This is a genomic window from Bacillus sp. sid0103 (assembly GCF_019219025.1).
This window is the reverse complement of sequence record NZ_JAHUWN010000047.1, coordinates 1-22617: the sequence shown is the minus strand read 5'-3', so window position 1 is coordinate 22617 and position 22617 is coordinate 1. Positions and strand designations below refer to the sequence as shown.

Here is a 22617-nt window from a genome sequence, read left to right as displayed (position 1 = left end):
TAGGTCAGAGGTGGAAGCGTGGTAACATGTGGAGCTGACTGATACTAATCGTTCGAGGACTTAACCATTTTTAAGGCTTTCTCGAGTTTACAAACTTCTTCTGCATTATCTAGTTTTGAGGGAATGAATCCTCAATCAAATAGTCTGGCAATTATGGCGAGAAGGTCACACCCGTTCCCATACCGAACACGGAAGTTAAGCTTCTCAGCGCCGATGGTAGTTGGGACACGCGTCCCTGTGAGAGTAGGACGTTGCCAGGCTAACCCTTTGGGGTTATTTTTTTCGTAAAAATTTAAATATGGCCCCTTGGTCAAGTGGTTAAGACACCTCCCTTTCACGGAGGTAACACGGGTTCGAATCCCGTAGGGGTCACCATTTTTGGAGGATTAGCTCAGCTGGGAGAGCATCTGCCTTACAAGCAGAGGGTCGGCGGTTCGATCCCGTCATCCTCCACCATATTTTCCTAAATATTTTACAAGGTATATGCCGGGGTAGCTCAATTGGTAGAGCAACTGACTTGTAATCAGTAGGTTGGGGGTTCAAGTCCTCTCGCCGGCACCTTTTGTATGAGCCATTAGCTCAGTTGGTAGAGCATCTGACTTTTAATCAGAGGGTCGAAGGTTCGAGTCCTTCATGGCTCACCATTTTAAAATTAATATGCGGGTGTGGCGGAATTGGCAGACGCACCAGACTTAGGATCTGGCGCCGCAAGGCGTGGGGGTTCGACTCCCTTCACCCGCATTCAAGTTTTTTGCAATGGCAAAATAACTTACAAATATGCGGAAGTAGTTCAGTGGTAGAACACCACCTTGCCAAGGTGGGGGTCGCGGGTTCGAATCCCGTCTTCCGCTCCAATAGTGCCGGGGTGGCGGAACTGGCAGACGCACAGGACTTAAAATCCTGCGGTAGGTGACTACCGTACCGGTTCGATTCCGGTCCTCGGCACCATTTAAGTTAATTAAATTCATATGCGCCCTTAGCTCAGCTGGATAGAGTGTTTGACTACGAATCAAAAGGTCGGGAGTTCGAATCTCTCAGGGCGCATTTTATCGGGAAGTAGCTCAGCTTGGTAGAGCACTTGGTTTGGGACCAAGGGGTCGCAGGTTCGAATCCTGTCTTCCCGACCATTCATAATTTTCATACGGGGTCTTAGCTCAGCTGGGAGAGCGCCTGCTTTGCACGCAGGAGGTCAGGGGTTCGATCCCCCTAGACTCCACTTATTCGGAGGAATACCCAAGTTTGGCTGAAGGGATCGGTCTTGAAAACCGACAGGCGGGTCATACCGCGCGGGGGTTCGAATCCCTCTTCCTCCTCCATATATTTTGGTCCGGTAGTTCAGTTGGTTAGAATGCCTGCCTGTCACGCAGGAGGTCGCGGGTTCGAGTCCCGTCCGGACCGCCATTTTTTTCTTCAGTAGGTTGAAAAATACATATCTTAGGCTCAGTAGCTCAGTCGGTAGAGCAGATTGCTCACTTCTGTGAATATGCTTCTGCGGCAATCTGCGAGAAAGAACGAAAGTTCTTTTGAGCAAAGGACTTACGATTTATTTGTTTAGGTAATGATCTTTAATTAGGCTCAGTAGCTCAGTCGGTAGAGCAAAGGACTGAAAATCCTTGTGTCGGCGGTTCGATTCCGTCCTGCGCCATCGTTTTATTTAGAACTCTATTAGTTTTATTTATGGAGGGGTAGCGAAGTGGCTAAACGCGGCGGACTGTAAATCCGCTCCCTCAGGGTTCGGCGGTTCGAATCCGTCCCCCTCCACCATTATGGCGGTTGTGGCGAAGTGGTTAACGCATCGGATTGTGGTTCCGACATTCGTGGGTTCGATTCCCATCAGCCGCCCCATTTACTTCGTAAAAGTAATTAGGCAGCATAGCCAAGTGGTAAGGCAGAGGTCTGCAAAACCTTTATCCCCGGTTCAAATCCGGGTGTTGCCTCCAAATATTAATATGCGGGTGTAGTTTAGTGGTAAAACCTCAGCCTTCCAAGCTGATGATGTGAGTTCGATTCTCATCACCCGCTCCAAATTGGGCCTATAGCTCAGCTGGTTAGAGCGCACGCCTGATAAGCGTGAGGTCGATGGTTCGAGTCCATTTAGGCCCACTATAAAATATTTTATTATTCCGCAGTAGCTCAGTGGTAGAGCTATCGGCTGTTAACCGATCGGTCGTAGGTTCGAGTCCTACCTGCGGAGCCATTTTTTTAATACATATCGACAGTCATTTAAAAACAACCACCATTAAAAAAGTAACTACTTTTTAATGGTGGTTTTTTATTTTGGTAAATAAAAGCTGAGTCTGGGGCGATTTGTAGATAGTTATTACATAGTTTTTGAAACTTACTATCTATTTATGAAAACTTATTACATAATTTTAGGAACTTACAACATATTCGCGAAATTTACTACCAATTTTATAAAACTTACGACATTTGATGGATCATAATTGGAAATTAGTGACTGTCACACCCAGGTGCATGCCATATCCGGAAAAAAAACCACCCTACGCATTGTGGGTGGTTCACGTTTACATCAAAAAATAACATCCTAACCGGTAAGGGAGCCTAGAGCGTTCAGCTTCCATTTTAATTTTAAGAAAATCCGCCACCGAACATAAGCGCCGTGAATAACACGATCATAAGGATTAAGAATATATAACCTATTATGCTAAGAATCGTGACAATCCAACCGATAACCTTTCGATTGGTCCTTATTAAATATATACCCAAAACAAGGGGGCCAATGAAGAAACCGAGAATTCCCCAAAGGATAGGACTTTTACCATGCTTACGAGAATCAATAACTAAATAAACGGTGATGATTATATTTAAAACTACTCCAAAAAAACCTTCCAAATCCAACTCTCCTTACTATCTACAAAATTGTATCTTTAAATAAAATTATACCAGAAAGTTCAAACTTTACAGGAGAATTTTTCCCACGAAATTCAAATCCTAAAGATCTATTCATCTATCTGTTTTCATGTTACGCAAATAAACCCACTATTACTAAAAAGATTGGTATCTTTGTGATTTTGTAAACTAAATTTTGGAAAATAACAAAAGATCCCTATGAATCTATGTTAAAATAAAATAAAAAAAGTTCTCTATATATGGAGGGATTGGATGAGAAAGTTTGTAGCCTTACTTATTATCTTTCTCTTAACATCTACGATCACGCTTACAGGACAAAAGAAAGTAAGTGCTGAAACAACAACAGAAAATGAAACTAATGGTTCATTAAGTATAGCAAACCTATTGGACTTAAAGTCAGATCCGGTTGCAGAAGTAATTGGTACGATCGACGGTGCTGGAGATGAAGATTATTACCGATTTGATTTGGCGTCTCCGGGAAAGGTCAAAATCGATTTAAGCGTCAATCAAATCACGCGGCATAAGGTTTCTCTACTATCGAGTAATGGAACCATAATCGAATCATGGAATACCAAATTCATGGATTCGAATGATCTCGTCACAATGATTGACATCGGTCTGGCCCCGGGGACTTATTATGTAAAAATTTCTTTTCACGATAATAGGGAAGTGGTGAATAAGCCTTACACCTTAAAGGTGGGCTACACCGAAAGCTCTACTAGTGAACAGGAAGTAAACAACACCGTTGATACGGCTAATAACATTAGTCTAAATACGCCAATCATGGCGACCATTAGCGGTTATCAAGATGATGATTTTTATCAAATACATATCCCGAAAGACACGACTCTAACTCTTTTAACCACTAGACCCTATGAATCTACTTATTCCGTAAAGTTCTTTAATCTGGATTCTTCGGTTAACCAGACAGTTAATACAGAACGAGGCCAAACTAACACACTGACCAATTTGATGGATGTAAAAGTAAAAGCAGGTACCTATTACATACAATTCAAACCTTTGAGTATAGGGATTCCAACATTTGAACGTTACTCATTCAAACTAATTGAAAAAGATATCATTCCTCCAGCAGCACCAAAAGTGAACCCGCTAACAGATCAAAGCACAACACTATCAGGGACGGCTGAGCCCTATTCGAACATATACTTAAGAGCAGTCGATAAATATAATGACTATAAATACCAGTTAGGTACGGTTGATAAGAATGGATCCTTTAAATTTTCGATTGGAAAAATAAGAGGTGGAACGTATGTAACTATCACGGTAAAAGACCGTACAGGTAACGAAAGCCCGGCTACCACGATAATAGTAAAGGATGTCACCCCGCCAAGTGCGCCTTTAGTTAATAAGCTGACTTCAAAATCAACCTATGTAACGGGCAAGACCGAAGCCTATGCAAAGCTTTATATCAAAAAAGGTAGTAAAACCTTAGCTTCTGGTAAAGCTGACGCCCAGGGTAAGTTTAAAATTAAAATTGCCCAGCAAAAACAAACAACAAATCTGTACGTCTACGCTATCGATTCATCAGGGAATAAAAGTAAAACAACTACGGTAAAGGTAAAGGCTATCACCCCACCAAGTGCACCTTCTGTCAGTAAGGTGACTACAAGTTCGAGATATATAACGGGGAAGACGGAACCATATGCAAAGATACAAGTAAAAAGAGGTTGTCAATGCATAGCTTCAGGTAAAGCGGACTCTCACGGTAAGTTTAAAATAAAAATTTCTAAGCAAAAACGAAAAGCAAAGCTATATGTCTATGCAACCGACTCGTCAGGGAATAAAAGTAAAGCTAGAGTGGTAGTTGTAAGATAGGAATAGCCCCTTAGTTATAAAAACTAAGGGGCTATTTTATTTGAGTTTGTTTGGGGACTTACTTTATTACCAACCTAAAAGTAAAAAAAGAGAGAGAATGCCATAGATGCATTCTCTCTAATAAATCCAGACACATTTAGATATGGATCTGATCATAAGGACTTAAGTAAAGGTATACGACTATTACAATTTAATCAAAAAATATCGGTAAGGAATCGATAAAATCCAATTAACTTGTTTTGTAAGTAAAGTGAAATAGTCTTCGTAATGTTTATTAGGTTTAGAATGTTTATTGTCCTCTAATAACCTATTATATTTATTAAGCAGTATGTCTAGTTCTTGGCTGCAATAGATGGTTTCTTCATGTTGAAGTCCTTTTGTCATTCCTAAGTTAATCATTTCGTTTTGTTTCTCTTTAATAGCAGCTTCACATTGTTTTAGCCTCATTGCGATTAACACCTCATAAACTTTCAGAAACTTTTGATTCTATTAGAGATGAATTGAATTATAGCATTTATTAATAGATTTGGAATAGATTCGATAAAACAAGATAAAAGGAGTCAAAAATAGACGGGGCTTACAGTTTTTCGACAAAATCACTTATGGATATAATCACTATAAAGTTGGGTTTTGGCTCTAGTCCTAGTTTAGAAGCTAATTGAGGTTCCTTTTAAAAAAATCATTTATTATGACATCGCTCGACATTCTTTTCAAGTGTTTACAAAGAGAAATCAAGTAATGATGCGGGCTGAGGCAGTTTTTAATCAAACGTTTGATTAGTATAGCCTATTTGGTATTTTGTCGAAAGGGCGAAAGAATACGCATTAAAAACACAACCTTTGAATTTTTATATCTGGGGAAAAGCAGAAGATAATCATTCGTTATTGCATATAAATTATATCCTTTATAGTGTATTCTTTTTTTAAAATTCCTAACCGCTGTACTGGAGTTCCGGTTCTGTCCCTATCTAAATAAAAGAAGCCTAATTCATGCGAATTAGTCTTCCAATTCTATTACTAATTTAATTTTTCTACTCCTAAACCGAACCGATTAAAATATCATTTTGCCTTTTTTTTAAACACTTGATGATTATTACATCGATGCTAAAATTTCTTGCATTCTTTGGTTGACGAGCGGATAAAAATTGTTTTTGGCGTCAGTGGTGGAATTCCCACCAAAGAATTTAGTCCCAGGACATGTTTTAACGGCATGCCCTTCACTGTGATCTAATACTCGTTCGCCTGAGTTAATGTCCCACCAGTGATGGTAGGTGATACTGTCAAGGGAAGGGGTTAACCCATATTTCAGCATTATTAATGCCGTTACGGTAACAATCGTTTCTCTTTGTTCCGCCGTCATTTGTTCTGCATCGAAGTTTCCCACGTTTTCCATGGCAATCGCATCCACTTCAATTTCATGCATAGCCGCTTTATTGAGTAACCCGAATGACCCTTCTGGAGCTTTGTTAAATGGTCTGCCCACTACCACGGTTCCGTCTGGAAACGTGGTTAATTGTTGACTGATTTCACTCCATTTCATCCCCTGAATATGGTATTCCTCCATCCCCTTCATCAAAGCAAAGTGGTTCGACCCATTGAATTGCTGATAAGAAGGTTGGTAGGTGTGATGAAGCTGGAATTTGCCCACTTTTCGAGTGAATTTGTGATTAAGAATCCAATCTTTAAATTCCTCTCGATTCATCCGAATAAACTTGCCATCCATGGTAAGCTGTTTAGGAGGGATTTTTAACTTTTGCCCCACTATAATCGCATCGGAACTAAGTCCATTTGTGGTTGCAATCAAAGAAACTGTAGAATTAAACGATTGCGAAAGCTTCCATAGCGTATCGCCAGGGACCACTTCATACATGATCGGCACCCTTAACTTTTGACCAACTAGAATCAAATCCGATTGTAATCCATTGATTAGTTTCAAGTCTGCAGCAGTAGTCCCATAGGTTTTAGCAATTTTCCATAAATAATCGCCTGATTTCACCACATATAAATTTCGTGGATTGTTCGCTGCAAAAGCGGACGATAAATTAATTTGCATGAGAAAGAACAAACTAAAAAGAAGCACCAATAGTCTTTTCATTGAGTAGTTCCTTTCATGATGTATTCCATGAAGCAGTATCTTCTTTTAGTTTGTAAAACGGCCATTAATTTATTCGGGAAAGGTGGGAAGGTACTATTTACATAATTGATATTTTGGAATACATTCTGGTGGAAGAGGTGCTACTTTTATTTATTGGGCTGTCTGTTATTAAGCGATTATACATGTTCGTACAAATGCTTCACTATGCCTTCTGGATCTTATTTGGTTTACTTTGCCTCCATAAGCCAACAGCTATCCATAAACAACCAAGGGTGACAAGCAATCCGTGAGCTAATCGGAGCGGCTGCCCACCAAAGAATTGTGGGATATATAGTGTCATTCCTAAAGCGAAAGGAATGCCGCTCCATTTCTGGTACCTCCCTGACCTCCAAATCGTAATTGCAACTATAATCGAGGCAGTAGCGAGGACCAGAAGACCTATCAGGAACATAATGAGCCCTGTACCAGAACGTACCACATTTGCAAGGCTAACCAAAGCTGCTGTGTCTTGGTTTATCGCCTCCAGCCCTAAAGCGTGTAGACCGTACGTTTCCCCTCCATAAAAAGGTAAAGTTAGACCTATGCCTACCAAACATAATACGAACGCAGAATACATTAGTGGTTTTAAAGCAGTACCTTGTAATGAAATATAAAGTCCGAGTAAACCTAACGGTAGTAATGTGAAAGCGACTATGGCAAAGATATGAGCAACAAGCCACTCGGTGGAGGCGAAAGCTGCAGCTCCTTCTAAGGAAGCTTCATCGGAAAATGGACGAATCGCTGGATAAAGTACAAACAATATTCCTGATATTCCGAGAGATAAGGCACTAAAACGCAGATCTGGCATAATTGGTTTCCCTCCTAGACTAAACGCTGCCTCAAAAACAGCATCGCTCTTACATTCTTATTACTATAGAAAAAACATAGAACGAAATTGGATGCCGATCGAATGTCAACATTATGATTACTCGCTTTAAAACTCAATCTCATTATATAACCAGTTTTTTAAGTTTGGGTTAATTCGATGTTAAAGATAAATGAACTATGAAAGATGTATTTAATATTATTTGTGTTCTTTAAAAAATGATGGAAGCTATCCGATGGAAGCACATAGAGACGTTATTAAATAAAAAAAGAGATAGAAATCCCATCTCTTCATAAATAATCAGATATTAAAGGCTCCTTTTCTCTTGACCCGTTAGTACGACAAGAAAAAAGGATCGCCGCAGCGGTCCCCATCTTTAACTCATGCACCCGTTAGTTTTCTAGTCCCTTTTTAAACCAAAATACAAATTTTTTTACAATATATAAAATAATTAAGGTACTTATTAAACTAGAGAACCAATTCCATTTTTTGAAATAAATCAAAGAGCTGTATTTTTCAATGAAAAACGAAAATGTTGAAATGGCTATTGCAAATACGAAAAAATGAATAAAGATTCTTAGTTTCCCTTTTTCCATAGGATATAGAATTATAAAAAATACTCCAAATGTTGGATAAAGAATATAATATAGAGAAAAACTCATTTTGGAGGCAACATTAAATTCTCTAAATGGAAATTCCACTAACCCAGTTAATAATTGGATGTATTCATAAATCCATGTAATTGTTGAAACAAATAAAAATGTAATATGAGCAGTTCTTTTACTTTCTTTTGGTATGAATTTCAACAGTAAAGAAATAGATATTAGCCACGAAAAAAACAGAATTAGGATTTCTTTCATCATCTGCTCTCAGCCTTTACCAATCTTTTTTTAAACCAAAGATAATATCTATGGTTCAAAAATAACGAAATTATAACCGTTAATAAAGTCCAATACCATTTCCATTCGTGATATTCCACAAGCGTTGTATTCTTTTCAATAACTACCTCACAAATAGTAAAGAAACCAGCAAATGATATGTAATATATTAGGGCACCTTTTATTTTAGCTTTATTTGGATAATACAGACTAAAAAAAATTGCAACAATTGGAAAAATGAAAAATTCAAAGGCAAAACTCGTCTTATTATAATCATTTGCATTTGGAAGTAACTGAGTAGGATATTCAATCCATCCCATTTCAACTGCAAATAGACCAGCTGGCCAAGTAATTACTTGGAGGAACAAAAATAAAACCCAAGCATCTCTTGCTTTCTCTCTTGGCACCAATTTAAAAATCGCAATGATGCATAAAAACGAGATTCCTATTAAAATCCACCTTTCAAAATTCATTCGAATATTCTCCTAAAAAAGAATTTATGTTTGTATTATCTTTCTTTTTTAAAAAAATAAACATTTTAATGACGGTCACACGTCATTTCTTATGTCATCATTTATCAAGAAGGCACCCTAAAATGGAATCCTTTAACGATATGTTAGTGATTGTGTGTGGGAATTTCAAAAACCTGAGGTGAAAACGATTGCCACCATCCATTATTGATATTATTAGATGGATGCTCCGTTTGTTTGCGAAACATAAAACGAATAAAGACTCCTAAACATGTAAAACCAGATGCGGCATTTGTGAGAAACCCATCTGACTTTGTAGAAAGGTGGGATATTTCCTGCGGAATTATTAAACGTAGTTCGACAAACTTCATGCTTGTATTGCAGGGGAATTGTTATATTTCAATAGTTGAAGTTGTTTTAATCAATCGTTTGATTAGTAATGCCTATTTGGTATTTGGTCGAAAGAGTGTCGGTTAGTGACAGTTGTGGTTTGAAAGTTGTTTATCTTCTAATTGATCGTATTGACGACCGTCCTCATGAAAATATTGCTTGGTCGGTCACCAATAGCCCTTATTGATGCCCTAGCTCATGGAAAAATAGCCATCAAGGTCACCAATAGCCCTTATTGATGCAACGAAATCATGGAAATTCCGCTAGACTGGTAGTTAATAGGTAAACGGAATTTCCTCCGCTCGTAGTCTACTCCATCACTAAATCTCTCACTTTTTCTCTAGCTCCGCTGCGCCAACTTTTTACGGCTGATAAAGATACCTTTTCTAGTTCGGCTATTTCCTTAACAGAAAGATCATCACAGACGGTGTACAGGAGCCATTTCTTTTGGTTCGGTGTCAGCGTCCGGCAGTAGGATAATAGGATTTCTTCCTGTAATGGGTTATCTAAGCACGAATCGACTGCCAAGTCCCAGAATTGCTCATCTGGTTGGACATATCGTTCTTGATCCTGGGTAGATTTTTTCAATTCCATGAGAAGGAAGCCTTTGATATAGGTGTAGGCATAGTTGGTGAAGCTTCCTTTGTTTGGGTCGAATCGTTGGCTTGCTTCCCAAAGGGCGATGAGGCTGTGCTGATAGAAGTCCTCATGGTTTTTGTAAAGGTGGAGCGAGTGCATGATCTTGTGGAGCATCGGTTGGTATTGGTCGACTAATTGTTCAAAGCTTTCCAAGGGAGAGTCCTTTCAGAAAGCGCGCTTTGCGTGTATTCCCGGGTACCTCTACCATAACTTGAAAGCTAGATTGCATCGAACGGAGATTCTTCACATTTGAAGTGTTATTGGGATGAAAACCGTTAGTTTTGCTCTCGAATTTCATTTTTTAAAAGAGATTTTTGCAGTTTCAGCTGCTTTTGGGGTGAATTGCCAAATGATCAATAGTTTGTTTTCCTATTAAAAAAAGGCGGTCCTTATTGGAATCGCCTTTTGCGCATTTTTTTAAGATAGGGCCTCGAGTAACCATTTGTTCAGTGTGACTGCAATATCTTTGCGTTTATTGATATAGTTATGGTCAGTTTCAAAAACTTCACATTGGAGATGTTTCGCCCCGGCCTTTTCAAGTATACCCACGAGCGGGTCATGAAAATATGGTTTTGGAAGTTCCTCATCAAATGAAGCTGCGGTTAAAAGGAGCTTTCGATCCGTTAGTTGAGGAGCGAATAAAAAGGTATTCCACTCATGTTGATGGAAAAGGACTTCCTCTATAATGGATTCTACAGAAGCACCATTAAGGAAAAAGGTACCTTCTTTTAACACTTCCGCTATTTGATCCTTAAAGGCAGGGTCTTGTTCGAACATTTGAGCGAATAAACCAAAATTGGCCCCTGAAAGGGAGGCAACAGCTTTAATAGATGGTTCTAAAGCGGCCGCTTTTAGAGCTAAAAAGCCGCCGAAACTATGTCCCACTATCGCAATTCGCTCAGCATCGATTCTATTCTCGGTGGCGACTTCCTTTTGTTTGATGTACTGAAGTGCAGCACGAACATCTTCGATTGAATGGGTAAATGAAAAGGTCCCTTGACTTCCCCATGCTCCACGGTAATTAATGACCAACACATTCCAGCCTTGCTGCTGCAACTCAGCAGCCGTATCAAGATTCATCATTACCCCAGGAAAACCATGCAGAAGCACAACTGTAGCATGTGGGCCTGCCCCTTCGGCCACATACATTCGCCCGATTATGATATCTTCACCACTAGGAATTTTTAATAGATTTAACATGCTTGGATTTGTCTGCTTATCATTGACCAATGCTATCCCTCTATCTTTTAGAATTTTCCAACTTTTAAACTAGGTATATTTTAACCTATTATGAACAAAATCTCTAACGCGACAATTTTTGTAAAATGAAACCAAGAACTAGAATTGAGTGGGTGAATAAATATCCCTTAATAGACAAAACGTTTACTGTTAGTTTTTAAAACAGGGCCCAAAGGCCTGGACAAATAGCACATTCAATCAGTAACATGCTACAAGCTGTTCTACAAAACTCTGATAATCTACTGCTGTCATAATTTGAGAAACATTTCCCTCTTCAGTTAAAATAGTTGCTAGCGAATCGACTACCTCATGGAATAATCTCCTATCGTCCTTACTAACTGAAAAAAGTAAGACTAAGTTAACGGTTAGATCACCCCAAGCTATCCCCTTGTCATTAATTAAAGCAAACATACCGGACTTTTTCGCATTCATTTTGATAGCGTGAGGAATAGCAATCCGGCCAAACGCTGTGGACGACATAGCCTCACGTTCTATTACGTTCGTAAGGAAACTAGCATCGACAAATTCTTTTTGTTCCATGATTTCACACATCATGGTTAGTGTTTCCTCTTTTGCCCCTACTGAATGAACAATTTCAAAAAGTTGTTCATCCGTGATTGCCTCAATATTTCTTTTGAACGAGTCTTTCCGTTTCCTTTCCTTTAGTTCATTAATTTTATTAGCTACTTTGTTTTGATCAACAATAGAGAAAAAAGGATTAATTAAAACAAAAGATATTTTTGGCACAGAATTGAGTTGGACTGCAGAAATAACTAAATCACAATTTAGCATGTTCAAATCGCTTTCATTGGTTACAATATGTTGAATAAGAAGATCCTCACCAAACTGTTTAACTAACTTTTCTGTCAGCTGTACGTTGTAATTATAATAAAACGGAAAAAGAATGGAACAAGTAATTTTTGAATTGGCCTGCTTTTGCATCTCTAAGGCATAGCCTAAATGAAAGGCAACATAGGCAATCTCATCATCATTCAGCGTAAATCCGGTTTCTTCTTTAATTGTATAGGATACATTAACGGCACAGTCATAGATGGATGGGCAATTAAGCTTAATGGTAGAAGTCAACGGATTTTTGCTGACAAAATGATTTTCCAAACGCATAAGGAGATTTTTTATATGAAGTGTAAAGCGTACCAAAAAATCTGCATCCTCAATCACAATATAATAATTATCTTTCAAATCTTCTAGGATCTTCCCTACTAGATTTAAGCAACGTAATCCTGCTACATCCTGCAAATCTGAAAGCTGCAGGTGCATGAAATTGATGCTTGTTCCACTACTGGAAATAAGCAAAGCGAGATCGCGAATTTCCCCCTTGGAATACTTCACATCAAAGTGAGTCTCCAGTCTCTTGGCAATCTCATTGGCGATTTTATATTCCTTATCCAGATTGGCTTCCCCATCCATCTGTTTCGGGAAAATAAAGCCATTTTCCATACGATCAATGGCGATGGCAATGTGCAAGATAACGTTGGTAAGCGAATAATCATTTGTAAAATAGTGATACGTTGAAAAGACTTCCGCAATCACATCACGGATATAGTCAATATCATATCCCTCAAAAGATGACTTTAGCTTATCAATGTCCAGAAAATTATCATTCGTCTCATTATATAGAATGGAACTCATTAATTTTCGTTTGCTTTTTTCCTGTCCTACAATTTGAATAGAGTCGCCGGAAATCTTTAGTTCTAAATTATGATCCGCTAAACGTTTCTTGACTTTACGTAAATCTCCTTTTAACGTGACTTCGCTAATATATAATTCATCACTTAAATCGAAAATATTAAGTGAATGATCTGCATTAACTAGACTCTTCAAGAGATATTCTGCTCGTTCTTTTGGTGATTGTGGAATGGTTTTTTTCATTGAGGTTAAAAAGGGGGTTAATTTTTCTATGTCAACCTGATAGCCCTTTTTTGATGAAATAATCAAGCCTTTTTCCATTGAGTTAATATCGGCAATATAGGTTTTCACACTTCTTTTAGAAATGCCCAATGAATTGGCAAGTTGGGCTGAAGAAGTCCAGTCATTTTGAGTACTTAGATGGCGAAGAATATTTCTGTATTTACTATTCATGAATTCAGCCTCATTTCATTGCACATGGTGTATTTCCATTCTTCCATATCTGTATTTGCACTACAAAAAATATTTCTTTGCACCACCCTAGTGTAAATGATTATTGGAAAATTTAAAATATTAATTTTATAGTTAGGTTGTAGCAATGATAACGCTATCAGAAAAATAAACGGAGGAGATCAATTCATGAAACAATTAAATGTCTTATTAGTATGTGGATCTGGGGCAAGTTCTGGTTTTATGGCGTCAAATATTCGGAAAGCAGCTGCTAGGCGTAATCTTGACATTACTATCAAAGCCCGAGGTGAGGCTGAAATTGAAAATTATATTGATGAAATCGATGCCTTAATGGTTGGCCCTCACTTAGCCTATATTTTAGATGAAATCGAGGAGTATATAGGTGATGCGGCAGTTAAAGTTTTACTCATGAAACCTTCCTACTATTCTACTCTTGACGGAGAGGCAGCATTAGAAGATTTATTGAAGGAATTCTAATAATCTATGAATCGAGGTGCTTTATTAAATGGAGAAACTGATTAATTGGCTTGAAAATGACTTCTCACCTAAAATGAACAAAATTAATCTTAATGTTTGGGTAGTAACGCTAAAAGATTCCATTATGCAAATTCTTCCATTTATCCTGCTAGGCTCTTTATTTTGTTTATTAACCATCCCTGGGGATGTATTTCATATTAAAAACTACCCTAATTTCTGGACACTGTTTGGATGGACGATGGGTGTGTTATCCCTATTGGTTTCTTTTTTAATTCCATTTAACTTAATGGAAAAGAAACGTTTGCGTAAACAACGCTTTATCGCCGGTTGTACGGGTCTTATTACTTTTTTAATTATTATTTCACCGCAAGTCATAGCAGATAAAACAATTGGATTTGGTCATTCATCATTAGGTGCAGGCGGTATGTTTATCGCCATCGTTGCCGGTGTATTTACTGGTTGGATCATGGGTTTATTCGGAAAATTTTCTTTCTTCAAAGAAGATTCCGTCATTCCTGATTTTGTCCGTGCTTGGTTTGATTCCATGCTTCCTATTGCTGTTGTCATTGTGGCAACTTGGTTAGCAGTGGATATTGCTGGCTTTGACTTATACAATCTGATTTTAAATCTATTCATGCCCTTGGCAAAAGTTATGGAATCACCGTGGGGCTTCGCGCTAATCATGTTTATTACCTGTTTCTTATACACTATGGGGATTTCCACTTGGGTTCTGACTCCTGTAACAAAACCAGTTTTATTAGCTGCGATTACGGCAAATGCTACTGCTGGAGCCTCAAATCTTGTAACGTCTGAAACCATGTATTCGGCTTACCTTTGGATCGGAGGCATCGGTGCTACCTTGCCTTTGGTTTTCATGCTAGCTTTTTCAAAAAATGCGAAACTGAAAGCACTTGGTCGAGCTAGTATTACCCCTGGTATTTTTAACATTAATGAACCGGTTGTGTTTGGGGCGATTGCCTGGAACCCGATCATGATGTTGCCAATGTGGCTTAACGGAATTATCCTGCCAATCATCGTTTGGGTCGGAACAAAAGTGATTCACTTTGCACCAATTCCAAAGATTGTCTTTGATTTATGGTATGTTCCTTTTCCTATATCAACTTGGATTACAACAGGAACAGTTACCGGTCTCATCTTAATGCTAGTCTGTTTGCTTGTGGCATCTCTCATTTGGTATCCATTCTTCAAAGTATATGAAAAACAAGAAATGAAAAACGAATTTAAAGAGGAAAAAGCCGAATTAAGAGCAGCAAAATAATAATGTTAAGGAGTTTTTAAATGATGATTTCTGAAAAAACCGCTGAGAATGCCATGCAGATTATTCTCCATGCCGGAGATGCACGTGTTCATTGTATGAACGTGTTAAAAGCGATTGAAACAAGTAATTTTGAAATAGCCAAAGAGGAAATGAAACGGGCGAATGACGAAATCGTCAAAGCCCATCGTATTCAAACAGATGCGATTTCAGAGGAAACTCAAGGTGAAACTGGTGATTATTCTGTGCTCTTCGCCCATGCCCAAGATACATTAATGACCATATATAGTGAAATTAATATTGCTAAACGAATGATAAAGATTTTTGAAACATATGACGCTAGGCTGGCAAAATTAGAAAAGGCAGAAAAGGAGAAGATCCATGAGTAAAGTACCAACAGGTTTTCCTAAAGACTTTTTATGGGGCGGCGCGATTGCAGCTAACCAAGCAGAAGGCGCTTTTGACATTGACGGAAAAGGATTAAGTGTAGCGGATATTAACGAGTTCCGTGCGGATATTCCGATTGAGAAAAAAACAAACCTTGAAATTGACACACAATACATTGAAGATGCCTTAAAAAGCACAGATCGTGTTTTTCCTAAACGTTGGGGCATTGACTTCTATCATACGTATAAAGAAGATTTGAAATTATTAGCAGCTATGGGCCTAAAAACGTTTCGAACCTCTGTTGCATGGACACGCATCTTTCCTAAGGGGGATGAACGAGAGCCCAATGATGCAGGTTTACAGTTCTACGATGACTTATTTGATGAAATCATCAAAAATGGTATGGTTCCGATGATTACCATATCCCACTATGAAATGCCTTTATACTTAACTACTGAGTATAAAGGCTGGTATTCTCGAGAAATGATCGACTTCTTCACTCGTTTCTGTAAAGTGCTGCTTGATCGTTACCATGAAAAGGTGAAGCATTGGATTATCGTTAATCAAATAAACTTAATCGTGCATGAATCCTTTAATCACCTAGGTATTGCAGAAGATAAAGTCGACAACCTTCTTGAAGCAAAATATCAAGGTGTTCACAATGAGATGGTTGCTTGTGGTCACGCGACAAAATACGCTCATGACAATTATCCGGATTTGGAAATTGGTATGATGTTATGCGGTGGCCCAACTTATGCAGCAACTCCAAAACCAGAAGATGTATTGGCTACTGTTCGTCATAATCAGATGGAATACTTCTTTGCGGATGTATTGCTGCGTGGATACTATCCTGGATATGCATTCAGATATTTTGACGATATTGGCATCAACATTGAATTTGGCGAGGGTGATGAAGAAGCGCTGAAAAATACGGCTGACTTTATGTCATTCTCATACTACTATACACGCATGTGTGATGCAGAAAGTTATGCAAATGGTAATGAAGACCACCGCAATCCACAATTGGATGCAAACCCTTGGGGCTGGTCCATCGACCCAGTTGGTTTAAGAACGTTTCTTAACCTTTTTTACGATCGTTATCAATGTCCAATCTATATCACTGAAAATGGTGTGGGATACTACGACAAATTAGAAAATGGAGAAATTCACGACCCTTACCGTATTGACTACTACCGCGCACATCTTGAACAAATGAAAGAAGCAATCAGAGACGGTGTTGACCTACGTGGTTACTATGCTTGGGGACCAATTGATATTATTAGCTGTTCATCATCTGAAATGTCTAAACGCTACGGATTTATCTATGTAGATCAAGACGATTATGGTAACGGCAGCAAGAAACGCTTTTTGAAAGATAGCTATCATTGGTATAAAAAAGTCATTGAGACGAACGGAACAGATCTAAAATAATCTAGAATAAACATATGGATGTTTTGGAACCAAGAGAAATCTCTTGGTTTTTTTCTGTTAGTTTCTAGTAGGAGATAGAGCACCTCCACGAAACTTGTTGAAGATTTAGAAAATATTAGAATGTATGTAACATATATAATAATAGTATAATAATTGATAGGTTCCCAGTGTCTAGAGCCAGAATGCAGGACACCTTGGACTTATACATAATGAATAGGGTTGTATAGTTTTTTAGAAGAAGGGTTTGAGGAGAAAAGATGGGGCAGCCAAATAGATATATTAGTGAACAACCAAACGAGTCATTTCATGTAAACAAAGGGAAATCATTTTTTCAAGATATAACGAGCCAAAATGTATCTTCCGGATTAATTTCTAGTACGTTAATCATGACAGGTCCTGCGTTAATTATTTTGCAGGCAGCAGAGGCAGGGCATTTTTCTAGTCAGCACACCATCAATTGGATGTTTGCTGTTTATTTCTTTGGTGGGTTATTCGGGATTGTCATGCCCCTGTTATTTAAAATTCCAATTACCGGAGGTCACTCGATTTCAGGGGTTGCTTTTTTAGCCACAGTGACAACACATTTTACCTATCCACAGTTAATTGGCGGGTATGTGGTGTCAGGGCTGTTGATTTTGTTCATTGGGTTATCAGGCCTTTTTACTAAAATCATTAAATGGGTCCCGAGGGAAGTCATCGCAGCTATGTTAGCAGGGCTGGTCACCAATTATGTTGTCCAGCTGGTCTCAGACGTTAAGGCGTTACCAGTCGTAGGTGGAGCCGCCTTGATTAGTTATTTTATCTGTACGAAATTCTCCAAACGTCTGCCGGCAGTTATGATTGCGGTGGTAGTTGCTTTTATTGCCTTGTTCCTAACCCAAGATCTGAATACATCATCAAAGGGGCTCGCCTTTTTCTTACCATCTATACAAGTTCCGGAATTTACATGGATGGGGATGGTAACCCTAGGTCTTCCTTTGGCGATGTTAATTCTAAGTAATGATGTAGCGCCTGGAATTGGTGCCCTAGAAAGCTCAGACTATGAGCCTCCCATCCGGAAAATTGTTTCTTTAAGTGGTGTTTTTTCAATTATGGCCAGCTTTTTTGGGGGGCAAAGTGCCAATATCGCCGGGATGATGACTGCTATCTGCTCTAGCTCGGATGCAGGGGTCAAGTCTAAGCGGTACATGGCTTCAGAGGTATCAGGAATTTTGACGTTGTTCTTCGGTGTCTTTGCCTGGAAAATTGTCCCGTTTATCCAATCCTTACCGGGAGCTTTTGTGTCCATGCTATCTGGCTTTGCGTTAATCGGTGTCCTTCTATCTAGTTTGCAGATGGGTTTTTCTGAAAATAAATATCGCTTAAGTGCCCTATTTGCTTTCCTTATTGCGTTATCTCATGTATCATTTTTCCATATTAGTGCTCCTGTGTGGGGTTTGGTGGTTGGGGCCGTAATTGCAAGGACAGTGGAGTCGTAAAACTTTTATGCCTGTCACCGTGCTTAAGCTTATTAAAATTGATAGGTTGCTAGAGAGATGTGTTCGTGCACATCTCTTTTTTGCGTGTGGTTCATACAGGGGAAAGTCCCGATACTTGACAGCGATTATTACCGGATATCATCTAATTTCTTGCCGCAAACTAAAAGAGGACTAATAATTAGTCCCCTTTGGATATTTTTCTATTAACGCTCGCATGCAATAAAATCTTTATCACGATCACTTTTCTTGTTAGCGTCATAAAGCGCCTTTGAAACATACGGCTTGTACTTAGTTTTTCCACCTTTATTTTTGACTTTAGATGTACGTGCTACTCCACCTTTAAAGTCTTTGTTCAAAGCCGTACAGTTTTTGTAAGTTTTGATCTTTACTTTTGCTTCAGCAGAATCAGTCATACTGAGGGATAACCCCAAAACTAATCCCAAAGATAGTAAAATAGTAACCAATTTTTTCATATTTCTTCCACTCCTAATTATGTATTCACCTTCCATAATAGGATATTAGTTGGAGATTATCAATATGATAATAGGGAAAAATAAGTACCTGGGAAAATGGTGGGAAGAAGGTAGGATTAAAGTAGTTGTTCGTTTGGAAAAAAATTGTTCAGATTCCCGTATCGCTCACGCACGGTTTCTTAAGAGTATATTATCCATCTACCTGCAAAATCTAATGACAAACTGAAATAGGAGAGTGTGAATTATTTGAAAAAAATTGCCTTATTGATCTGTTTGTTTTTTATTTTATTTCCATCCTTTGCTGAAGCATTTTTTTCCTTTGAAATGAAATATCCCGTCACAGAACAACATCTTACAGCACCGAGCGAAAGAAGACCGGGGCTAAAAATGCACAAGGTTTTGTTCATTGTTGCTCATGATACCGGCAATGATCTTGGAGCCAGGCACAATGTAATATATCAACAAAAAACGGTTAATAAAATGAAAGCATCAGCACACATTTTTGTTGATGATAAAGATATCGTAGAATGTATTCCTTCCATTGTGAATGATCCTGAAGTTGCATGGCAAGTCCGTGAGAGCAAACCATATGATAATCAAATGTATGGAGAAGATGCAAATTATTACGCCATCGGGGTGGAATTAAGCATTAAACCAAGAGGAAATAACGAAGAGGCCTACAAGCGATACATATGGACACTTGCCTATTTATGCTACAAATATGGACTCAATCCTGAAACAGATATTGTTGGACATCATCTTCTCGATCCAAAGCGAAAAATTGATCCGGAAAACGGATTGCGTAAAATCGGTAAAACATATGAGCAGCTATTACAAGATGTCGTAAAGGAATATGAAAGCTGCATAGCACTTCATTGACAATCGAACATCGATTATTATGAACCCTTTACCACTGTTAGAATCAGAAGGGTTCCTAATATTTGCCCTTGGTACATAACTACGGATACTTACTACATAATTACGGATACTTACTACATAATTACGGATACTTATTACATAACTATGGATACTTACTACATAATTACAGGTACATACTACATATTCTACGAGACTTACGACATTTGCTGGATATCAACTGGAAATTATTTTGGAATCCATTGGTCTAGGGATGGTTGGGATTTTTCGGATTAACTTAGACGTTGTTTTATTTAGAAAGCAAGTTGGTAAAGTGAACAAAAGAAAGAGGCTTACTCCTTGTTTTTAGGAGAGTAAGCCTCTTTTCTATTTGTTAATCATTTCACTCTAGGCCGTTACTGAGTTCAAATTACACTCGTCGTTAATTGTACATCGATATTCCCATTTGTTGCTTTAGAATAAGGACAAACACCATGAGCTTTCTTGACTAATTCCTTTGCCTCGTCTATTGAAACCCCTTTTATTGACACGTTTAACACCGCAGCTAATTTGAATCCACCATCATGATCTTTTCCAAGTGAAACTTCTGCAGTAACTTTAGAGTCAATTCGTTTTCTCTCTTGTCTTGCGACCAAATTTAACGCACTATCGAAGCAGGCTGCATAGCCAGCAGCAAATAATTGTTCAGGATTCGTTGCATTTTCTTTTCCTTGACCGCCAAGTGATTTCGGCATTGATAGTGCTAAATTTAGTGTTCCATCACTACTTGTTACTTTCCCTGCTCTACCACCCTCTGCTGTAGCACTTGCCGTGTACAATGTTTCCATAAAAAATCACTCCTGAAAAATATTTTACAAAATTAAATTGTGTACAATTTAATTTATAAAAGTATATTAGCAATAAAATATTATATAGTCAACAATTAAATTGTGTAAAATTAATTTGTGGTTTAAATAACTGTTTGTTGTATTATAATGATACTGATGTAGGAAGAAAGGACAAGAACATGGAAAACAATAAATTAAAGCTAGAGAACCAAATTTGTTTTAAGATTTATTCAGCGGAACGTGAAATCACTAAATTATACAGAAATTTATTAGAAGAGTTGGATGTCACATATCCTCAATACCTAGTATTGTTGGTACTATGGGAGGAAAAATCGGTGACTGTTAAAGAGCTTGGGCAAAAGTTGTTTTTAGATTCGGGAACATTATCTCCTATGCTAAAGCGAATGGAAGGAAATGGTCTTATTGAACGCCGGAGATCATTAGAAGATGAGAGAACCGTAATCATTTCATTGTCTAAAAAAGGCGAAGATTTGAAGGACAAAGCTCAATGTATTCCTACTAAATTGCTAGAAAATCTGTCCCTGGACTTGATGGAATTAAATAATTTAAACCAAACGCTATCAACCATATTAAACAGAATACAAAAGAGTAACAGTTGAAAGTACTAGTTCTGCATGATTGTACAAGCATGAAATTGACAGTGACCAAATTAAAAGAGGAAATCGCCCAGAGCCTATTCTAATAAAACACTCGAATATAACGGTAATTGGTGATGAAGGGACGATGAAGGGAATTGGGATATAACGACTAGAGCTGTGGTTAGCTATCTATTTTTTTATGGTTTCGCAAATAACCAGTCGTTGTTCCGGAAATAAATGGGCTCGTTTCGCAATTAAACGCCCTCTGTTCGCAATTGCTCGATACGTAAATATACGGCCTCAAGAATAAACTACTTCTTTTTTATATAAGACTAGCTTTTTGGGGCAGAAGCGGGGAAATTAGTCCAGTTGGAGCTAAATTTCAACGGATTTTAAAGGAAATCAGCGAATGTGAGTTGGTAATAGCAAAATAATTAAGCACTACGATTTCTGATGGGAAATGTAGTGCTTTTTGGTGGTTGTGGGCAATTTTTCTTAAATGTACAGGACATCTTATCTGCCGCTTTTCGGGATTTATCTGCCACTTTTAGAATATATCGGCCACTTTCCTTTTTTCCTCGATCATTTATTACATCCACTTCATTAAAAGCTTAAAAGCCTGGCGTTAGCCAGGCAGGTCATTGATGAAAATGAGAAAATCGTAGCAATTCTATGTCCGGGCACCATACTAGTTCAGGAGCTACGATTGGTTCCTATTTAAAAGAGTCATTTTATAATCCAACACTCGACACTCTTTTCACGTATTTATAGCTATAAAGTCAGGAATGAGGGCGCTGAGGGCATTTTTAATCAAATGTTTGTGTAGTGGGGAAAAGGCGGGAATTTAATAGAATGATGAAAGTTCTGGTGAAACTGACCTGATTTTGGAGAATGGTAGGTTATTTCCTGCGAAATTTAGTTGCAGTTCTCGACAATTTTCCTTCTTAGATGGTAGGTGAAATCCTTATCTATCAGTCCTGGCAGCCGTTTCAACCACACGTTTGATATATGGAATTAAGTCGAAAGGATGTCGGATACTGTACTTAATAGACTCTATTAAGAGACAGAGCATCTTGGATTTGTACTATTGCCGTAGAAAAAAGAGGCAACGGTAACGAATAGACCCGAATCGTGCCCGCGCACCCAGAAAAAAGAGGCCAACGGTAACGAATAGACCCGAATCGTGCCCATGACCGTAGAAAAAAGAGGCCAACGGTAACGAATAGACCCGAATCGTGCCCATGACCGTAGAAAAAAGAAGTCAACGGGATTGAGTCCATATAATTGTGTAAAAAGAAAATGAGTCAAATTAATTCCTCATGGTTACAATGTTAACGGCGAAGAAAACAATGTGGAGGAATTAATTATGACTCAAATACAGTTTAACCTAAAT

Annotated in this window: 19 protein-coding genes, 19 tRNA genes and 1 rRNA gene; 28 read left to right on the top strand and 11 right to left on the bottom strand. The window is 38.3% G+C overall.

The genetic code is table 11. From position 1 onward, the window contains the following. Positions 1 to 143 precede the first annotated feature (143 nt). The 20 genes from rrf (at position 144) to KW850_RS30620 (ending at position 2197) form a co-directional block, all read left to right on the top strand. Positions 144 to 260 (top strand): 5S ribosomal RNA (rrf, locus tag KW850_RS30715). Between the two features lie 40 nt (positions 261 to 300). Beyond that, positions 301 to 375, top strand: a tRNA-Glu gene (locus KW850_RS30710). A gap of 5 nt (positions 376 to 380) precedes the next feature. After that, positions 381 to 456 (top strand) — tRNA-Val (locus tag KW850_RS30705). 29 nt (positions 457 to 485) lie between these two features. After that, positions 486 to 558 (top strand) — tRNA-Thr (locus KW850_RS30700). Between the two features lie 10 nt (positions 559 to 568). Continuing rightward, positions 569 to 644 (top strand) — tRNA-Lys (locus tag KW850_RS30695). Positions 645 to 659: 15 nt separating this feature from the next. Then, a tRNA-Leu gene (locus tag KW850_RS30690) sits at positions 660 to 741 on the top strand. A 38-nt stretch (positions 742 to 779) separates the two neighbouring features. After that, positions 780 to 854, top strand: a tRNA-Gly gene (locus tag KW850_RS30685). Positions 855 to 859: 5 nt separating this feature from the next. Beyond that, positions 860 to 948: transfer RNA gene (locus KW850_RS30680), tRNA-Leu, on the top strand. 22 nt (positions 949 to 970) lie between these two features. After that, a tRNA-Arg gene (locus tag KW850_RS30675) sits at positions 971 to 1044 on the top strand. Positions 1045 to 1050: 6 nt separating this feature from the next. Next, a tRNA-Pro gene (locus KW850_RS30670) sits at positions 1051 to 1127 on the top strand. A 16-nt stretch (positions 1128 to 1143) separates the two neighbouring features. Then, a tRNA-Ala gene (locus tag KW850_RS30665) sits at positions 1144 to 1216 on the top strand. A 7-nt stretch (positions 1217 to 1223) separates the two neighbouring features. Beyond that, positions 1224 to 1316: transfer RNA gene (locus KW850_RS30660), tRNA-Ser, on the top strand. A gap of 8 nt (positions 1317 to 1324) precedes the next feature. After that, a tRNA-Asp gene (locus KW850_RS30655) sits at positions 1325 to 1401 on the top strand. A gap of 171 nt (positions 1402 to 1572) precedes the next feature. Then, positions 1573 to 1645, top strand: a tRNA-Phe gene (locus KW850_RS30650). 34 nt (positions 1646 to 1679) lie between these two features. Continuing rightward, positions 1680 to 1764 (top strand) — tRNA-Tyr (locus KW850_RS30645). Positions 1765 to 1769: 5 nt separating this feature from the next. Further along, positions 1770 to 1845, top strand: a tRNA-His gene (locus KW850_RS30640). A 21-nt stretch (positions 1846 to 1866) separates the two neighbouring features. After that, a tRNA-Cys gene (locus KW850_RS30635) sits at positions 1867 to 1940 on the top strand. Positions 1941 to 1951: 11 nt separating this feature from the next. Then, a tRNA-Gly gene (locus KW850_RS30630) sits at positions 1952 to 2025 on the top strand. 4 nt (positions 2026 to 2029) lie between these two features. Beyond that, positions 2030 to 2103: transfer RNA gene (locus tag KW850_RS30625), tRNA-Ile, on the top strand. A gap of 19 nt (positions 2104 to 2122) precedes the next feature. Further along, positions 2123 to 2197, top strand: a tRNA-Asn gene (locus KW850_RS30620). A gap of 392 nt (positions 2198 to 2589) precedes the next feature. Here KW850_RS30620 and KW850_RS30615 read toward each other — a convergent pair. Next, the gene (locus KW850_RS30615) at positions 2590 to 2853 is read right to left on the bottom strand and encodes a hypothetical protein (RefSeq protein ID WP_218351448.1); all 264 of its coding nucleotides are present in this window, start codon (positions 2851 to 2853) and stop codon (positions 2590 to 2592) included. Between the two features lie 270 nt (positions 2854 to 3123). On the opposite strand from KW850_RS30615, the gene KW850_RS30610 reads away from it, so the two are divergent. Continuing rightward, a complete protein-coding gene (locus KW850_RS30610; RefSeq protein ID WP_218351447.1) occupies positions 3124 to 4707 on the top strand; it encodes an Ig-like domain-containing protein in 1584 nt (527 codons plus the stop codon). A 183-nt stretch (positions 4708 to 4890) separates the two neighbouring features. On the opposite strand, the gene KW850_RS30605 is transcribed toward KW850_RS30610, so the two are convergent. From KW850_RS30605 to KW850_RS30575, 8 genes are all read right to left on the bottom strand, one after another. Then, positions 4891 to 5154: an aspartyl-phosphate phosphatase Spo0E family protein gene (locus KW850_RS30605; RefSeq protein WP_218351446.1), complete on the bottom strand. Its 264-nt coding sequence runs from the start codon at positions 5152 to 5154 to the stop codon at positions 4891 to 4893. Positions 5155 to 5799: 645 nt separating this feature from the next. Further along, on the bottom strand, positions 5800 to 6801 hold the full coding sequence (locus KW850_RS30600; RefSeq protein WP_218351445.1) for a peptidoglycan recognition protein family protein: 1002 nt from the start codon (positions 6799 to 6801) through the stop codon (positions 5800 to 5802). 202 nt (positions 6802 to 7003) lie between these two features. Then, positions 7004 to 7648 carry a hypothetical protein gene (locus KW850_RS30595; RefSeq protein WP_218351444.1) on the bottom strand — a complete coding sequence of 215 codons (645 nt, stop codon included), beginning with the start codon at positions 7646 to 7648 and terminating at the stop codon, positions 7004 to 7006. 410 nt (positions 7649 to 8058) lie between these two features. Continuing rightward, positions 8059 to 8526 (bottom strand): CBO0543 family protein, encoded by a 468-nt coding sequence (locus KW850_RS33895; RefSeq protein ID WP_305730668.1) that lies wholly within the window; start codon positions 8524 to 8526, stop codon positions 8059 to 8061. Next, positions 8526 to 9017, bottom strand: a complete 492-nt coding sequence (locus KW850_RS30590; RefSeq protein WP_218351443.1) for a CBO0543 family protein — start codon at positions 9015 to 9017, stop codon at positions 8526 to 8528. The genes KW850_RS33895 and KW850_RS30590 overlap by 1 nt, the downstream gene beginning before the upstream one ends. A 696-nt stretch (positions 9018 to 9713) precedes the next feature. Beyond that, positions 9714 to 10196 carry a sigma-70 family RNA polymerase sigma factor gene (locus KW850_RS30585; protein WP_218351442.1) on the bottom strand — a complete coding sequence of 161 codons (483 nt, stop codon included), beginning with the start codon at positions 10194 to 10196 and terminating at the stop codon, positions 9714 to 9716. A gap of 264 nt (positions 10197 to 10460) precedes the next feature. Further along, positions 10461 to 11273 (bottom strand): alpha/beta hydrolase family protein, encoded by an 813-nt coding sequence (locus KW850_RS30580; protein ID WP_218351441.1) that lies wholly within the window; start codon positions 11271 to 11273, stop codon positions 10461 to 10463. Between the two features lie 207 nt (positions 11274 to 11480). Next, positions 11481 to 13382: a BglG family transcription antiterminator gene (locus tag KW850_RS30575; RefSeq protein WP_218351440.1), complete on the bottom strand. Its 1902-nt coding sequence runs from the start codon at positions 13380 to 13382 to the stop codon at positions 11481 to 11483. Positions 13383 to 13568: 186 nt separating this feature from the next. Here KW850_RS30575 and KW850_RS30570 point away from each other — a divergent pair, with 186 nt between their 5' ends. The 5 genes from KW850_RS30570 to KW850_RS30550 all read left to right on the top strand — a co-directional run bounded on the left by KW850_RS30570 (position 13569) and on the right by KW850_RS30550 (position 18449). Continuing rightward, entirely contained in the window at positions 13569 to 13877 is a 309-nt protein-coding gene (locus tag KW850_RS30570; protein WP_218351439.1) for a PTS sugar transporter subunit IIB, read from the top strand. Between the two features lie 28 nt (positions 13878 to 13905). Continuing rightward, positions 13906 to 15156, top strand: coding sequence for a PTS sugar transporter subunit IIC (locus KW850_RS30565; RefSeq protein WP_218351438.1), 1251 nt, complete (start codon positions 13906 to 13908; stop codon positions 15154 to 15156). Positions 15157 to 15176: 20 nt separating this feature from the next. Continuing rightward, the gene (locus tag KW850_RS30560; RefSeq protein WP_256358549.1) at positions 15177 to 15542 is read left to right on the top strand and encodes a PTS sugar transporter subunit IIA; all 366 of its coding nucleotides are present in this window, start codon (positions 15177 to 15179) and stop codon (positions 15540 to 15542) included. After that, on the top strand, positions 15535 to 16971 hold the full coding sequence (locus KW850_RS30555) for a glycoside hydrolase family 1 protein (RefSeq protein WP_218351437.1): 1437 nt from the start codon (positions 15535 to 15537) through the stop codon (positions 16969 to 16971). Before KW850_RS30560 ends, KW850_RS30555 begins: the two co-directional genes overlap by 8 nt. Before the next feature lie 257 nt (positions 16972 to 17228). Then, entirely contained in the window at positions 17229 to 18449 is a 1221-nt protein-coding gene (locus tag KW850_RS30550) for a benzoate/H(+) symporter BenE family transporter (RefSeq protein ID WP_218351436.1), read from the top strand. A gap of 203 nt (positions 18450 to 18652) precedes the next feature. Here the strand turns inward: KW850_RS30550 and KW850_RS30545 are convergent, their stop codons facing one another. Then, a complete protein-coding gene (locus tag KW850_RS30545; RefSeq protein ID WP_218351435.1) occupies positions 18653 to 18922 on the bottom strand; it encodes an excalibur calcium-binding domain-containing protein in 270 nt (89 codons plus the stop codon). Positions 18923 to 19168: 246 nt separating this feature from the next. Here KW850_RS30545 and KW850_RS30540 point away from each other — a divergent pair, with 246 nt between their 5' ends. Next, a complete protein-coding gene (locus KW850_RS30540) occupies positions 19169 to 19801 on the top strand; it encodes a peptidoglycan recognition protein family protein (RefSeq protein WP_218351434.1) in 633 nt (210 codons plus the stop codon). Positions 19802 to 20202: 401 nt separating this feature from the next. Here the strand turns inward: KW850_RS30540 and KW850_RS30535 are convergent, their stop codons facing one another. Further along, complete coding sequence (locus KW850_RS30535) at positions 20203 to 20625, bottom strand: organic hydroperoxide resistance protein (RefSeq protein WP_218351433.1); 423 nt, start codon at positions 20623 to 20625, stop codon at positions 20203 to 20205. A gap of 179 nt (positions 20626 to 20804) precedes the next feature. Between KW850_RS30535 and KW850_RS30530 the strand changes: the two genes are divergently transcribed. Continuing rightward, positions 20805 to 21245, top strand: coding sequence for a MarR family winged helix-turn-helix transcriptional regulator (locus KW850_RS30530; protein ID WP_218351432.1), 441 nt, complete (start codon positions 20805 to 20807; stop codon positions 21243 to 21245). Positions 21246 to 22617 lie beyond the last annotated feature (1372 nt).

Excerpts from the sequence above, each read along its gene's own strand:
- KW850_RS30610 (WP_218351447.1), top strand. The coding sequence starts at position 3,124 with ATGAGAAAGTTTGTAGCCTTACTTATTATCTTTCTCTTAACATCTACG.
- KW850_RS30605 (WP_218351446.1), bottom strand. The coding sequence starts at position 5,154 with ATGAGGCTAAAACAATGTGAAGCTGCTATTAAAGAGAAACAAAACGAA.
- KW850_RS30600 (WP_218351445.1), bottom strand. The coding sequence starts at position 6,801 with ATGAAAAGACTATTGGTGCTTCTTTTTAGTTTGTTCTTTCTCATGCAA.
- KW850_RS30595 (WP_218351444.1), bottom strand. The coding sequence starts at position 7,648 with ATGCCAGATCTGCGTTTTAGTGCCTTATCTCTCGGAATATCAGGAATA.
- KW850_RS33895 (WP_305730668.1), bottom strand. The coding sequence starts at position 8,526 with ATGAAAGAAATCCTAATTCTGTTTTTTTCGTGGCTAATATCTATTTCT.
- KW850_RS30590 (WP_218351443.1), bottom strand. The coding sequence starts at position 9,017 with ATGAATTTTGAAAGGTGGATTTTAATAGGAATCTCGTTTTTATGCATC.
- KW850_RS30575 (WP_218351440.1), bottom strand. The coding sequence starts at position 13,382 with ATGAATAGTAAATACAGAAATATTCTTCGCCATCTAAGTACTCAAAAT.
- KW850_RS30570 (WP_218351439.1), top strand. The coding sequence starts at position 13,569 with ATGAAACAATTAAATGTCTTATTAGTATGTGGATCTGGGGCAAGTTCT.
- KW850_RS30565 (WP_218351438.1), top strand. The coding sequence starts at position 13,906 with ATGGAGAAACTGATTAATTGGCTTGAAAATGACTTCTCACCTAAAATG.
- KW850_RS30560 (WP_256358549.1), top strand. The coding sequence starts at position 15,177 with ATGATGATTTCTGAAAAAACCGCTGAGAATGCCATGCAGATTATTCTC.
- KW850_RS30555 (WP_218351437.1), top strand. The coding sequence starts at position 15,535 with ATGAGTAAAGTACCAACAGGTTTTCCTAAAGACTTTTTATGGGGCGGC.
- KW850_RS30550 (WP_218351436.1), top strand. The coding sequence starts at position 17,229 with ATGGGGCAGCCAAATAGATATATTAGTGAACAACCAAACGAGTCATTT.
- KW850_RS30545 (WP_218351435.1), bottom strand. The coding sequence starts at position 18,922 with ATGAAAAAATTGGTTACTATTTTACTATCTTTGGGATTAGTTTTGGGG.
- KW850_RS30535 (WP_218351433.1), bottom strand. The coding sequence starts at position 20,625 with ATGGAAACATTGTACACGGCAAGTGCTACAGCAGAGGGTGGTAGAGCA.
- KW850_RS30530 (WP_218351432.1), top strand. The coding sequence starts at position 20,805 with ATGGAAAACAATAAATTAAAGCTAGAGAACCAAATTTGTTTTAAGATT.